This window comes from Constantimarinum furrinae (genome assembly GCF_014295415.1).
Classification (GTDB): domain Bacteria; phylum Bacteroidota; class Bacteroidia; order Flavobacteriales; family Flavobacteriaceae; genus Constantimarinum; species Constantimarinum furrinae.
Window position 1 is genome coordinate 1,469,807 of the sequence record NZ_CP052909.1, and the last position, 12,473, is coordinate 1,482,279.

At 40.4% G+C, this 12,473-nt stretch carries 15 protein-coding genes; 5 read left to right on the plus strand and 10 right to left on the minus strand.

The window, feature by feature from the left end; genetic code table 11:
* Positions 1 to 67 precede the first annotated feature (67 nt).
* From ALE3EI_RS06685 to ALE3EI_RS06700, 4 genes are all read left to right on the plus strand, one after another.
* The gene (locus ALE3EI_RS06685) at positions 68 to 1,225 is read left to right on the plus strand and encodes a DegT/DnrJ/EryC1/StrS family aminotransferase (RefSeq protein WP_186992169.1); all 1,158 of its coding nucleotides are present in this window, start codon (positions 68 to 70) and stop codon (positions 1,223 to 1,225) included.
* Complete coding sequence (gene galE / locus ALE3EI_RS06690; RefSeq protein WP_186992171.1) at positions 1,225 to 2,244, plus strand: UDP-glucose 4-epimerase GalE; 1,020 nt, start codon at positions 1,225 to 1,227, stop codon at positions 2,242 to 2,244. The genes ALE3EI_RS06685 and galE overlap by 1 nt, the downstream gene beginning before the upstream one ends.
* 50 nt (positions 2,245 to 2,294) lie before the next feature.
* Positions 2,295 to 3,584 carry a metal-dependent hydrolase family protein gene (locus ALE3EI_RS06695; protein WP_186992173.1) on the plus strand — a complete coding sequence of 430 codons (1,290 nt, stop codon included), beginning with the start codon at positions 2,295 to 2,297 and terminating at the stop codon, positions 3,582 to 3,584.
* Positions 3,585 to 3,666: 82 nt separating this feature from the next.
* Positions 3,667 to 3,858 carry a hypothetical protein gene (locus ALE3EI_RS06700; protein WP_186992174.1) on the plus strand — a complete coding sequence of 64 codons (192 nt, stop codon included), beginning with the start codon at positions 3,667 to 3,669 and terminating at the stop codon, positions 3,856 to 3,858.
* Positions 3,859 to 3,868: 10 nt separating this feature from the next.
* Here ALE3EI_RS06700 and fabD read toward each other — a convergent pair whose 3' ends face one another.
* The 4 genes from fabD to ALE3EI_RS06720 are packed head-to-tail and all read right to left on the minus strand — an operon-like array spanning position 3,869 to position 6,547.
* The gene (gene fabD / locus ALE3EI_RS06705; RefSeq protein ID WP_186992176.1) at positions 3,869 to 4,750 is read right to left on the minus strand and encodes an ACP S-malonyltransferase; all 882 of its coding nucleotides are present in this window, start codon (positions 4,748 to 4,750) and stop codon (positions 3,869 to 3,871) included.
* Between the two features lie 35 nt (positions 4,751 to 4,785).
* Positions 4,786 to 5,631 (minus strand): fructosamine kinase family protein, encoded by an 846-nt coding sequence (locus tag ALE3EI_RS06710; RefSeq protein WP_186992178.1) that lies wholly within the window; start codon positions 5,629 to 5,631, stop codon positions 4,786 to 4,788.
* 17 nt (positions 5,632 to 5,648) lie between these two features.
* Positions 5,649 to 6,131 carry a dihydrofolate reductase gene (locus ALE3EI_RS06715; protein ID WP_186992180.1) on the minus strand — a complete coding sequence of 161 codons (483 nt, stop codon included), beginning with the start codon at positions 6,129 to 6,131 and terminating at the stop codon, positions 5,649 to 5,651.
* Positions 6,128 to 6,547 (minus strand): 2TM domain-containing protein, encoded by a 420-nt coding sequence (locus ALE3EI_RS06720; protein ID WP_186992182.1) that lies wholly within the window; start codon positions 6,545 to 6,547, stop codon positions 6,128 to 6,130. The genes ALE3EI_RS06715 and ALE3EI_RS06720 overlap by 4 nt, the downstream gene beginning before the upstream one ends.
* Before the next feature lie 60 nt (positions 6,548 to 6,607).
* Here ALE3EI_RS06720 and ALE3EI_RS06725 point away from each other — a divergent pair, with 60 nt between their 5' ends.
* The gene (locus ALE3EI_RS06725) at positions 6,608 to 7,687 is read left to right on the plus strand and encodes an aminotransferase class V-fold PLP-dependent enzyme (RefSeq protein WP_186992184.1); all 1,080 of its coding nucleotides are present in this window, start codon (positions 6,608 to 6,610) and stop codon (positions 7,685 to 7,687) included.
* A gap of 145 nt (positions 7,688 to 7,832) precedes the next feature.
* Here the strand turns inward: ALE3EI_RS06725 and ALE3EI_RS06730 are convergent, their stop codons facing one another.
* The 6 genes from ALE3EI_RS06730 to ALE3EI_RS06755 form a co-directional block, all read right to left on the minus strand.
* The gene (locus ALE3EI_RS06730) at positions 7,833 to 8,345 is read right to left on the minus strand and encodes a DUF3124 domain-containing protein (protein ID WP_186992186.1); all 513 of its coding nucleotides are present in this window, start codon (positions 8,343 to 8,345) and stop codon (positions 7,833 to 7,835) included.
* Between the two features lie 28 nt (positions 8,346 to 8,373).
* Positions 8,374 to 9,348, minus strand: coding sequence for an L-histidine N(alpha)-methyltransferase (locus ALE3EI_RS06735; RefSeq protein ID WP_186992188.1), 975 nt, complete (start codon positions 9,346 to 9,348; stop codon positions 8,374 to 8,376).
* Positions 9,349 to 9,364: 16 nt separating this feature from the next.
* Positions 9,365 to 10,528, minus strand: a complete 1,164-nt coding sequence (gene egtB / locus ALE3EI_RS06740) for an ergothioneine biosynthesis protein EgtB (protein ID WP_186992190.1) — start codon at positions 10,526 to 10,528, stop codon at positions 9,365 to 9,367.
* 83 nt (positions 10,529 to 10,611) lie between these two features.
* Positions 10,612 to 11,094 (minus strand): energy transducer TonB, encoded by a 483-nt coding sequence (locus ALE3EI_RS06745; RefSeq protein WP_233280013.1) that lies wholly within the window; start codon positions 11,092 to 11,094, stop codon positions 10,612 to 10,614.
* 2 nt (positions 11,095 to 11,096) lie between these two features.
* Positions 11,097 to 11,531: an energy transducer TonB gene (locus tag ALE3EI_RS06750; RefSeq protein ID WP_186992194.1), complete on the minus strand. Its 435-nt coding sequence runs from the start codon at positions 11,529 to 11,531 to the stop codon at positions 11,097 to 11,099.
* A 16-nt stretch (positions 11,532 to 11,547) separates the two neighbouring features.
* Complete coding sequence (locus ALE3EI_RS06755) at positions 11,548 to 12,372, minus strand: thymidylate synthase (RefSeq protein ID WP_186992196.1); 825 nt, start codon at positions 12,370 to 12,372, stop codon at positions 11,548 to 11,550.
* Positions 12,373 to 12,473: the final 101 nt, after the last annotated feature.

Consider the following 12,473-nt stretch of genomic DNA (forward strand, 5'->3'; position numbering starts at 1 on the left):
GCTTGCCGTTTTCAATTTTCGTAGTTTTACCTCAAGCTATTCATAACATTTATCCGCCAATACGAATATGAAAAAGATACAGATGGTTGACCTTAAAGGTCAGTATGAACATATAAAATCACAGGTAGATACTTCTGTACTCGATGTGATCGAATCCACCGCTTATATTAATGGCCCCGAGGTTCATCAATTTCAAAAAGAACTTGAAGATTATTTGGGAGTAAAGCATGTTATTCCATGTGCAAACGGTACCGATGCGCTTCAAATTGCGATGATGGGACTTGGATTAAAGCCGGGCGATGAAGTGATCACTGCCGATTTTACCTTTGCAGCCACAGTGGAAGTGATTGCACTTTTGGGTCTTACTCCAGTGTTGGTGGATGTAGACCCCGTTACCTTTAATATCGATGTTGAAGCCATAAGAAGGGCGATCACTCCAAACACAAAAGCGATCGTACCGGTACACCTCTTTGGATTATCGGCAAATATGGATGAGATCATAGAAATTGCAAAAGAGCACGATTTATATGTAATTGAAGATAATGCTCAGGCTATAGGCGGTACCTACACCAATAAAAATATGCAAAAGGCGAAAGCAGGAACTATTGGCCATGTAGCTTCTACTTCCTTTTTTCCTTCGAAAAATTTAGGTTGTTACGGTGATGGAGGAGCAATTTTCACCAATGATGATGATCTTGCTCACATTATTCGTGGGGTGGTAAATCACGGGATGTATGAAAGGTATCATCACGATGTTGTAGGTGTTAACTCCAGATTGGATTCTATACAGGCAGCGATTCTTCGGGCTAAATTACCCCATCTAGACAGTTATAACGAAGCCAGAAGAAACGCGGCTCGGAAATATTCTGAAAAGTTAAAAGGAAACCCTAATATTATTACACCTACAGGTGCCTGTGATTCGGAGGGGTCGATCTGTGATAATTGCGACTGTCATGTATTTCATCAATATACGCTGCGAATATTAAATGCCGATAGAGATGCCTTAGTGAAACATCTTAACGAGAATGGTATTCCCTGTGGTGTGTACTACCCAATTCCCTTGCATCTGCAAAAAGCGTATGCCGATGAACGCTACAACGAAGCCGATTTTAAAGTTACCAATCAATTGGTAAAGGAAGTGATTTCATTGCCAATGCATACAGAATTGGACGACGAACAAATTGAATTCATCACACAAACCGTGATAAATTTTGTCAATAGATAATGAAGAAAATTTTAGTTACCGGAGGATTAGGCTATATAGGCTCTCATACCGTAGTTGAATTGCAACAATCTGGGTTTGAAGTTCTAATTATAGACAATCTTTCCAATTCCAGTATTAATGTTCTCGAGGGTATCACAGAAATTACTAAGATCGCACCACAATTTGAACGTCTTGATCTTCGAATAAAACAGGATGTGATTTCTTACTTTAAAGAGCATAGTGATATCGATGGAGTTATTCATTTTGCGGCCAGTAAGGCAGTCGGTGAAAGTGTAGAGAATCCATTGCTTTACTACGAAAACAATCTTAACACCTTAATTTTTTTGCTTCAGGAATGTAATGTAAGAGGTATACATAACTTTATTTTCAGTTCTTCCTGTACGGTTTATGGAGAGCCCGATACGCTGCCCATAACGGAAAACGCACCGGTAAAAGAGGCTATGTCGCCCTATGGGAATACCAAACAAATTAGTGAAGAGATCATTTCAGATGCGTGCTCTGTATCCGATCTACGATCCATTGCGCTTCGGTATTTTAATCCTATAGGCGCCCACGAAACCGCCCTAATAGGAGAATTGCCTTTGGGGGTACCACAAAATCTCGTGCCTTTTATCACACAGACCGCAGCAGGGATCCGGGAACAGCTTTCAGTTTTCGGAGATGATTACGATACACCCGACGGAAGTTGCATTAGAGATTATATTCATGTAGTAGATCTAGCGAAGGCCCATGTTGTTGCCATGCAACGCCTGTTATCTGATCTAAATACTGATAATTCGGAAGTTTTTAATGTGGGAACAGGAAAAGGAACTTCGGTGCTCGAGGTAGTACATGCCTTTGAGAAGATAACAGGGAAATCTCTCAATTATAACATTGTAGAACGACGCCCGGGGGATGTGGCTTCGGTATATGCTCATACAAGAAAGGCCAATGATATCTTAGGATGGAAGGCCGAACGATCTCTCGAGGATGCTTTAGAATCGGCATGGCGATGGGAACAACATGTAAGAGGGTTGTGATTTCAATTTTTTTACGTTCAAACGCTTCTAATACTTTAAATACAATATAGATGAAAAATATCCTTAAGTCGCTGTTGATTGCTCTGTGTTTTTTGATATCCTTGGGCATTAACTCCCAGGACTTGTTTTTGCATTGTGGAAAGATTATAGACACTAAAAATGGTGAAGTACTTACCAATAAGACCATCATAGTTTCCGGAGATAAAATTATTGCCATCGAAGATGGATTTTCATTTCCGAAATCTGAAGGCTATCAGATCATCGATCTTAAAAGCAAAACGGTGCTACCGGGGCTTATCGATATGCATGTGCATCTGGAAGGGGAAACCGGACCCAACCGCTACTTGGAACCCTTCACATTAAATGATGCCGATGTTGCTTTTAACGCTGCCGAAATTGCAAACCGCACGTTAATGGCTGGGTTTACCACTGTTCGAGATCTTGGAGGTAGCGGTGTTAATGTTTCCCTTCGGAATGCCATCAATCGCGGGAAAATTATTGGTCCCAGAATATATACAGCCGAAAAGGCGCTTGGCACAACCGGAGGCCATGCAGATCCAACCAATGGAGTGAAGAAGGAACTCATGGGTGATCCAGGACCTAAGGACGGTGTGGTAAACGGAATTGACGACGCGCGCAAAGCGGTTAGGCAACGATATAAGAATGGTGCCGATTGGATCAAAATTACAGCTACGGGAGGAGTACTGAGTGTTGCAAAAAGCGGAAAGAATCCACAATTTACTGAAGAAGAGATCAAAGCAATTGTAGACACGGCGAAGGATTATGGAATGTTTGTCGCAGCCCATGCCCATGGAGATGATGGAATGCAACGTGCAATTCGAGCCGGGGTGCTAACCATCGAACATGGCACGTTGATGAGTCTGGAGACTATGAATTTAATGAAACAATACGATGCATATCTGGTTCCTACCATTACTGCCGGAAAATATGTGACTGAAAAGGCCAAGATCCCAAATTTCTATCCGGCGATCATTGTGCCCAAAGCTCTCGAAATAGGACCCAAGATCCAGGAGATGTTTGGAAAAGCGTATACACAGGGAGTAAACATTGCTTTTGGTACCGATGCCGGGGTTTTTCCCCACGGAGAGAACGGAAAAGAGTTTGGTTATATGGTCGAAGCAGGAATGCCTCCTATGGCGGCAATCCAATCGGCAACTATCACAAATGCTAAGGTGCTTCAGATCGAAAACGAATTGGGACAATTGTCAGCAGGCTTTCTGGCCGATATTATTGCGGTAGACGAAGACCCTATTCAGAATATACAAACCCTCGAAAACGTTGTGTTTGTGATGAAAAACGGCGTGATCTACAAGAATTAACTACGGTTTAACCAAGGTTTAACAGTCTATACTTGGCTGTGGATCATACCCTTTGTTTCTTTGTGCCCCAAAAAATTGAGTCATGAAGTTGATATCTGTAAAAAGAAGAACCAAGAACGAAAAGAGGTTTACCCAAAAGATGGGGATGCTAACCACTAAGGTGGTCTATATTAAAAAGGCTTTTCTTTCCATTCCCTATAAGACCTTGCATAAATATCGCGAAACCTATTATGGTGAAATGAAAGATTGCGATGATTGTGCTATAAGCGCTTAATTTACCGTAATTAAACCTCAGCTTTAGAGGTATTTGCATCGCGGTCAATTTTTTTAACTAGACCCTGCAGTACATTTCCCGGACCTACTTCTATAAAATGAGTAGCGCCGTTCGCGATCATATTCTGAACACTTTGTGTCCATTTTACCGGAGCGGTAAGTTGTGATATAAGATTTTTCCTTATTTCTGAAGGATTAGTTACTGCAGTTGCCGTTACATTCTGATAAATTGGACAGGCCGGTTCAGTAAATTGTGTATTCTCAATCGCTGCTGCTAATTCTTCTCGCGCCGGTTCCATTAACGGACTATGAAATGCGCCACCTACGGGTAAAACCAAAGCTCTTCTTGCACCTGCTTGTTTTAAAGCTTCACAGGCCGCATCTATCGCCCGTACATCACCACTAATTACAAGCTGCCCCGGACAATTATAATTTGCAGCCACTACAACGCCTCCGGTGTTTTTACAGATATCTTCTACAATATGGTCTTCCAATCCAAGTACTGCCGCCATAGTGGAAGGCTCTATTTCACAAGCTTTTTGCATGGCCAAAGCGCGGGTATGCACCAACTTTAATCCATCGGTAAAGGCAATGGTTCTATTGGCAGTTAAAGCAGAAATCTCTCCTAAAGAATGTCCTGCAACCATATCGGGAGCGAAGGAATTTCCCATCACTTCTGCAAGAATTGTGGAGTGCAAAAAAATTGCCGGTTGGGTTACATTGGTTTCTTTTAACTCATCGGCAGTACCTTCGAACATGATCTTGGTAATGTCGAAACCCAGTACTTCATTGGCATGAGTAAAAAGATCTTTGGCTTTTGCTGAGGACTCATAAAGATCCATTCCCATTCCTGTAAATTGGGCTCCCTGGCCCGGAAATATATATGCTTTCATGTGTTGGTGTTTACATTTACAAAAATATGGTATTTCTATGAATAGCGCCTAACTATTGAAGTTACTTGTGACAAATATCCACTACCAAATAAATTTAAATGCACTAAAAGATAATACAGTTGCCAAACAGGAAGTCGGTCTCGCCAGTGGGGTTCAAGCGGAAAAATAGTGTGATATTCTTCAAAAAGGCCTGACGGAAATCCACCAAACAGGTGCATCATACCGATATCCATTTCTCTGGGAGCATAGGCAACAGCAGGGTCTATTAAAACCGCTTCGCTCTTTTCTGAAATGAGGTAATTCCCGTTCCACAGATCACCATGAACAAGAGACGGGGCTTCGGAAGGGATTTCTTCTGAAATATTCCTGAAAAATCGATCTGAAACTTTTAAGTCAAACCCTTTTTCCAAAGCAAGTTTAAACTGTGGATCCAAACGCGCGGCGATATAAAAGTCTGAGGCTGTGTTCGAATAGTTATTTTGCTGCGGAAGACTTCCAATATAATTGGAATGATCCAGTCCAAACCTTTCTGAAGTATTTTGATGTAAATGCGCCAGATTTTGAGCAAAATCTGACCAAATATCGTTATCCTGAATCCCGGGTCGGATATACTCCAGCAAAAGATAAGCATAGTCTTTATATTGACCTTGAGCGATCACTTCAGGAATTCTGAAACTTCCGGAATTGACTAAAAGCTTCAGCCCGGTGGCTTCAACAACAAACATATCAGGAAATTTTGAAGCACTATTCAGTTTTAAAACGAAAACACCTTCAGCACACTTCAGAAGAAAAACATCATTAATATCACCTCCTTGCAGCGGCTTAACTTCATTAAGCTGTAGATTTTGCTGTGTTGCGATCTGCTGAAGTACTTCGGTCATGAGAAAGAATATTCACTTTATTTTCTCATCCAGGTCTGATAACTAAATGAGTATTTGTGACGGTCATCTCGCTCGTGATGCACTTCAGAGACAAGTTCCCATTTCTCGACGGGAATTTCAGGAAAATAAGTGTCTGCCTTAAAACCGCCGTGTACCCGGGTCAATTCTATTTTATCGGCTACCGCCATTCCCTGTTTGTAGATCTCTCCTCCGCCTATGATAAAGGGTTGTTCATCGCTGTGAGCTTTGAGAAGTGCTTCGTCTAAACTATGTACAATAATGGCACCTTCTTTTTGATAGTCGGAATTGCGTGTTATTACAACATGGGTTCTGTTAGGTAAAGGTTTGGGAAAGGATTCGAAGGTCTTTCGTCCCATGATAATAAAATGGCCGGTAGTAAGTTGTTTAAACCGTTTAAAATCGTCCGGAAGATGCCAGACGAGATCATTGTCTTTTCCCAGTTCGTTATTTTCGCCGGCGGCGGCTATCATTGTGATCATTCTACGTCCGGAGGTAATGGGTTGTGGATTTCGGTTTTTTTTTCGGGTAACTGAATCTCGTCTTTCATTTTTTCGCTCATTTCCTCGATACGTACCTCCTGTTTGCGCTTCAGCTTTTCAAGTTGCCTGTCTTCCCATTCCTTACCCATAAATTTATTCATAATAAAGACATTGAAGATATGGATTAGGAACAGAAATGCCCAGATAAGTATAGCCCAGACAAACCAGTCTTTAATAAAAAAGTCATTCCCAATACCCAGTACCGGATTAAGTATAATGAGGAAAACCGAACCTGCCAAAAACACAATGAAGTGCTGCATTAATCTTTTTTTGGCTTTAATTCGCCCACGAGCGTATTCGTATTGTTCGCGTTGTTCGGGATCAATTCTGTCGGTTTTTTTAGATTTTGAGAACATAGTTGGTTACTTTTATGGCTATCGTAAATTTACCGAATTTTCACTGTTTTATCCACTCTTATGGAAGAATTAAGGAAAGAATTTCCTGTTTTGTCCCGCTATACCTACTTAAACACACCCTCATGCGGACTTATTTCAAAATCACTCAACGAATGGCGTTCGACGCACGACCGATCTCTTTTGGAAGAAGCAAGTATTTTTAGGGACGCTCATAAAACGCATATCAAAGAGATAAAGTCTACTGTGGGACGCTTTTTTAATGCTTCTGAAGGGGATGTAGCATTAATTCCAAATTTCACTTTAGGTTTAAATATGCTCTTAGACGGCCTTCCTAAAGGATCCAGAATATTATTGCTCGATAAGGATTATCCTTCAATTAACTGGGCCGTGGAGTATAGGGATTTTGAAATTTTCTACGCTTCCATCGATCAAAACCTTGAGGCAAATATTGAACAAGCTGTTATGCACCATCAACCCGATGTATTTGTTTTTAGCATGGTACAATATCTTAACGGAATTAAGATAGATGCACTTTTTTTAGATCAGTTGAAGGCCTATCACCCCAATCTCTTGCTCATTGCAGATGGAACCCAGTATCTGGGGACCGAACTGTTTAACTTCTCTGAAAGTGCGTTGGATGTAATGCTTGCAAGTACCTATAAGTGGTTGATTAGTGGTTATGGCAATGCCTTTATGATCATAAAAGATGATGCTAAACAAAGGATTACTCCCAGAAGCATCGGATTTAATTCGGCCGATGGAATTTTCGACTCACGGGATGAGATCTCTTATATCAAATATTTTGAACCGGGTCATCAGGATACGCTCAATTTCGGCAGTCTGAAGTTTTCGCTCGAGTGGATGGAAGGGTGTGGTGTTAAACATATTGCCGAAACCAATGGGGAGTTAATCCGTAATGCAAAGGAAGTATTTTCAGAAATGGGATTGCTTGAGACTTCGGTACAGAATCGAAAGGAACATTCTACGATCTTCAACTTAAATGCCGGGGAAGTCGTTTTTCAGAAATTAAGGGAGAGAAGGATCATCTGTTCACAACGTGCCGGCGGAATACGAGTAGGGTTCCATTTTTACAATACAGCAGATGATTTGAACAGGTTAATTGATGCCCTCAGGTCTTAATCGACCAGTGCAACACTCCCAAAGTATAACCATTTGCATTTATGCTAAAGCTCAATTCTTACTTTAACGGTTAGTTGATCTTTAGCTAAAGAATTTGGTGTTGAGAAATGAAGATAAATCCGTGGTTTAAGAGTGTTGAATACCACTACTTTTTTCTAATCCCTCGTGTTGTAAAGGAGAGTCCTTGTTGGCCCGTGGTCGATATCATTACGGCTTCAAAGAAAGGTTCCAGTGCTTGTTTCTTCATTGCCCATTCAAACACAAAATTTGCTCCTGTTCCGCCCTCTTTATCATCTTCATTTACCACGATCTCTATGGTTTCCATTGGCCTTACAAAAACAGGCGTCGTAAGATATTTTCTAATGAGTTCGCCATGGGTGTTGTAATAATTAGCCGATTTCACATAAATGGTATCATTTAAGCTAATGTTTCTTATGCTGACAGTAGCAGTTAGGTCGAAGGTAAAATTCTGATTTCGTTGATAGATCTCTGAATACACCGGTAAATAAGTACTGCCTTCTTCCAGGCTGTCTTTCATAGGAATAGTAGCTTCACGAGCAGACCAATCGTTATTAGGGGGAAGATTTTTATGTACGGTTAATGGATTTTCGCATGCTACGATTCCCAGAAGAATAAATAAAAACCCAAAGTATTTCATAGTATTGGCTTTAGTTTGCTATAAATTACTACTTTTTTTTCCTAAATAAATAATCTTTATAATAATTCTTGGGATCGGCGAAGGTAGTCTCAATTCGCAAACCCGATTCCTCTGCCAGCCACTGCACCACCTTATCATCATATTTCTGCGAGATCTCGGTATGGATAGTTTCCCAAATATCGAAATGAACCTTAAGGTCTAATGTCTCTATATAAATATCATGGTCTTCTGTAGCTACCAGAAAACTCTTTGCTGTACCGGTTTCGGGGTCATAACGCTCCCAATGTTTAAATTTTGAAACATCGAAATTTGCGCCTAGCTCTTTATTGATCCTAACCAATAAATTTTTGTTGAAAGCAGCCGTAACCCCTGTTTTATCGTTATAGGCATCCAGAATTCGTTGTGGATCTTTTTTTTGATCGAAGCCCATAAACAGCATATCCTCATCGCTCATGGTATCATTTAATTTGCTCAGAAATTCAATGGCCCTGTCGTGCAAGAGGTTTCCGATATTCGAACCCAGCACCATGATCACTTTTTTTCTGGAGGTAAAGCCTTGTAATCGTTCTAAAACTTCGAAGTATTCTCCTTTTTCTCCATCTACCTGTACTTCCGGTATTTCTTCAGTCAAGGCCTTACTTAGCTTGTCTATGGCATTCTCACTAATATCAATGGGTTTATAAACAAAATTGAAATTATTTTCCGTGAGATATTTTAGTAGGATTTTAGTTTTTTTTCCATCGCCGGCACCTAACTCTATAAGGTCAAAGCCATTTTCATTACCTCTGAATGCATTCGCGATCTCTGCCGTATGCGTTGCGAGAATTTCGAATTCGCACTTAGTGAGATAATATTCCGGAAGTTCCATGATCTGTTGAAAGAGCGCGTCCCCAGCTTCATCGTAAATGTATTTAGAATAGAGATATTTGGGATAATGCGTAAGCCCATTTAGCACATCACGCCTGAAAGCTGAATCTATTATGGGTGGAGTTTGAGAGGTCATAGCGAGGTAGTCGTTTTTATTTAGCTAACCTTATACCGGTAAATTGCCAGCGCAAATTTGTTTGAAAGAAATTGCGATAGGTAGGTCTGGTGTGATTTGTTGAAGTGGCTACAGATCCTCCACGAAGTACTTTTTGATTGACCATGAATTTTCCATTGTATTCTCCCAAAGCACCTTTATCTTTTTTATAACCGGGATAGGGTAGGTAGGCACTTTCTGTCCATTCCCATCTGCTACCCCAATTGAAATTTTCTTCAGCCGCCTCCCATTCAAATTCGGTGGGCAGTCTGCACTTCTTCCATTGTGAATATGCGAATGCTTCAAAGTAGGATATATGGGTTACCGGGGCTTCTTTTGTTATTTTCTGAAGGCCTTGAGCTGTATACTGATACCATTGGTTTTCAATTTTATGCCAATACATGGGTTGGTGAATATTATTTTGCTGAATCCAATCCCACCCTTCTGCGTGCCAATAATTGAAATCCTTGTAACCGCCCGAATCTATAAATTCAATGAACTCATCATTCGTAACCAGCTTATTGGATATCCTATATTCATGCAGATACACTTTATGTCTACCCAGCTCATTGTCGTAGCAAAACGTTTCGGGATCACTATGGCCAATTTCATATATCCCCTCATTCATTTCGATCCATTTTTGCTTAACATCCTGAACGGGATTTTCCTGAAATGAATCGTTATATTTTGGAAGTAACGGGTTATTTCCTAGAATATATTTTATATCGGTGATCAATAATTCCTGATGTTGTTTTTCATGATGTATTCCAATGAGGAGTATTTCTTCTATTTCCGATGAAATTTCAGATTGAAGGAACTCTTTCATCTCGTTGGTCACATAATGACGATAATCATAAACCTTTGCGACCCCCGGTCGTGAAAGATTTCCTCGATCATTACGAACAACTCTTTTTCCTACATTTTCGTAATAACTGTTAAAAACAAATGCAAAATCATCGTCAAACAAACGATAATTAGGCTTGTAAGGTTTTAAAATGAATTCTTCAAAAAACCACGAAGTGTGACCAAGATGCCATTTAGGAGGGGAAACGTCTACTATGGGTTGCACTACATAATCTTCAATCTCCAGAGGCTTACAAATAGTTTCAGTGTATTGTCTGGTTTCCAGAAAAAAGGTTACGATGTTCTCGGTTTTGATCATAAAAAAAGTGTCAAACCGCTCTTGGTTGGACACTTTAAAGATAAAAATTAAATTTCGGGAAGATGTTTAGGGAATGTTAAAGCCTAGTTTCCCTTAGTGCGCTTTTGCTTATTTGGTCTTTTAGGACCTTCAACTTCAAAAATAATAGGAAGCGCATAGAGAACATTTACTTTTTCTCCTCGCTGCTCACCGGCTTCCATTTTTGGTAAAGCCGATACTACTCGTATGGATTCTTCTTCGAGCACAGGATGTGGAGCTCGGGCTCTTATATCTTTTACGAAACCCTGATTGTCTATTTTAAATTGTACGGCTATACGATGCCTTCCTTTATTCAGATTCAGGGAATCTGCTAAATTTAGGTTGAAATTCTCAGCCACAAACGCACTGATCTTTTGAGACATACATGTTTTAAGTTCATTATTCGTGCTTCCTTCACAGCCGGGATATACAGGAACTTTCTCTATGGTCGCGAATGGAACATCGGCTCCTGTTTTGGTGTTCGAATCGCTTTGTGCGAATCCAATGGTCGATGATAAGATCAGACAAACTACAAACAATGATCGCATTATCATTTTCCGGTTTTAAAAGTGAAAGGAACAGAGTATTTTATGGCTCTGGGTTTTCCTCCTAACATTCCGGGTTTTGCCATTTTAGGTATGGCCATGATATTTCTTTTGGCTTCCTCCTGAAGTGCTGCAGTACCACCACTTACATTCTTTACTTCCACCATTCCTTTTTCATTGATCACAAAATCTACGATAACCCGACCCTGAACATTGTTCTTATATTCGGCCGCAGGGTATTTAAAATTCTTTGCAATATGTGTGGCTAATTTTGTGTTGAAACAATTGTCCCGTTGTGTGGCACTCCCTTTTTCACAACCTGGCCAAACTGGTGCGATCTCTTTTAAAGTCACCGTATTTTTTTGTACGTCTCCCCACTCTTGCTGGGCAAACATGGTGGTGCTAAATATAAGTGTTAGGACAAAAATGGTGTTTTTCATAGGTAGGATTATTTTTTTAAACGGCAACCGCTCCTTTAATATGCGGATGCGGGTCATAGTTTGTAAGACTAAAGTCATCAAAATTGAAGCCAAATATATCTTTTACAGATGGATTTAGCAACATTTTTGGTAAAGGACGTGGATCACGAGATAATTGCAGCTCCACTTGCTCCATATGATTGCTATAGATATGAGCATCACCAAAGGTGTGAACAAAATCTCCGGGTTGATAACCGCAAACCTGTGCCATCATCATCGTAAACAACGCGTAAGAGGCAATATTAAAGGGGACTCCTAAAAATATGTCTGCACTTCGTTGATATAACTGACAAGATAATTTTCCATTGGCAACGTAAAATTGAAAAAATGCGTGACACGGAGGAAGTGCGGCTTTTCCATTCGCTACATTTTCCGAAAAGGGCTTAGAGGTATCGGGCAAAACGCTTGGATTCCACGCGCTCACCAACATTCTTCGACTATCGGGGTTGTGCTTTAAGGTCTCAATAACTTCCTTAATTTGATCGATCTCCTCGCTGTTCCAGTTCCTCCATTGGTGACCGTATACCGGTCCAAGATCTCCGTTCTCATCGGCCCACTCATTCCAGATACGCACTCCGTTTTCCTGAAGGTATTGAATGTTTGTATCTCCTTTCAGAAACCAAAGCAATTCATAAATAATGGACTTTAAATGTAGCTTTTTGGTAGTAACCATCGGAAATCCTTCGCTTAGGTCGAAGCGCATCTGATATCCGAACACACTTTTTGTGCCGGTACCGGTGCGGTCGTGTTTTTCAACGCCATGTTCGAGGACGTGTTTTAGGAGGTCATGGTATTGTTTCATAGTCGGAAAAATTCTAGCGATAAATGTAAAAAACGCGACGTATTTAATAAACCACAGAAGTGGGGATTTATTATAAGTTATCAACGATTTTATTCAGAAAT

Excerpts from the sequence above, each read along its gene's own strand:
- ALE3EI_RS06685 (WP_186992169.1), top strand. The coding sequence starts at position 68 with ATGAAAAAGATACAGATGGTTGACCTTAAAGGTCAGTATGAACATATA.
- galE (WP_186992171.1), top strand. The coding sequence starts at position 1,225 with ATGAAGAAAATTTTAGTTACCGGAGGATTAGGCTATATAGGCTCTCAT.
- ALE3EI_RS06695 (WP_186992173.1), top strand. The coding sequence starts at position 2,295 with ATGAAAAATATCCTTAAGTCGCTGTTGATTGCTCTGTGTTTTTTGATA.
- ALE3EI_RS06700 (WP_186992174.1), top strand. The coding sequence starts at position 3,667 with ATGAAGTTGATATCTGTAAAAAGAAGAACCAAGAACGAAAAGAGGTTT.
- fabD (WP_186992176.1), bottom strand. The coding sequence starts at position 4,750 with ATGAAAGCATATATATTTCCGGGCCAGGGAGCCCAATTTACAGGAATG.
- ALE3EI_RS06710 (WP_186992178.1), bottom strand. The coding sequence starts at position 5,631 with ATGACCGAAGTACTTCAGCAGATCGCAACACAGCAAAATCTACAGCTT.
- ALE3EI_RS06715 (WP_186992180.1), bottom strand. The coding sequence starts at position 6,131 with ATGATCACAATGATAGCCGCCGCCGGCGAAAATAACGAACTGGGAAAA.
- ALE3EI_RS06720 (WP_186992182.1), bottom strand. The coding sequence starts at position 6,547 with ATGTTCTCAAAATCTAAAAAAACCGACAGAATTGATCCCGAACAACGC.
- ALE3EI_RS06725 (WP_186992184.1), top strand. The coding sequence starts at position 6,608 with ATGGAAGAATTAAGGAAAGAATTTCCTGTTTTGTCCCGCTATACCTAC.
- ALE3EI_RS06730 (WP_186992186.1), bottom strand. The coding sequence starts at position 8,345 with ATGAAATACTTTGGGTTTTTATTTATTCTTCTGGGAATCGTAGCATGC.
- ALE3EI_RS06735 (WP_186992188.1), bottom strand. The coding sequence starts at position 9,348 with ATGACCTCTCAAACTCCACCCATAATAGATTCAGCTTTCAGGCGTGAT.
- egtB (WP_186992190.1), bottom strand. The coding sequence starts at position 10,528 with ATGATCAAAACCGAGAACATCGTAACCTTTTTTCTGGAAACCAGACAA.
- ALE3EI_RS06745 (WP_233280013.1), bottom strand. The coding sequence starts at position 11,094 with ATGCGATCATTGTTTGTAGTTTGTCTGATCTTATCATCGACCATTGGA.
- ALE3EI_RS06750 (WP_186992194.1), bottom strand. The coding sequence starts at position 11,531 with ATGAAAAACACCATTTTTGTCCTAACACTTATATTTAGCACCACCATG.
- ALE3EI_RS06755 (WP_186992196.1), bottom strand. The coding sequence starts at position 12,372 with ATGAAACAATACCATGACCTCCTAAAACACGTCCTCGAACATGGCGTT.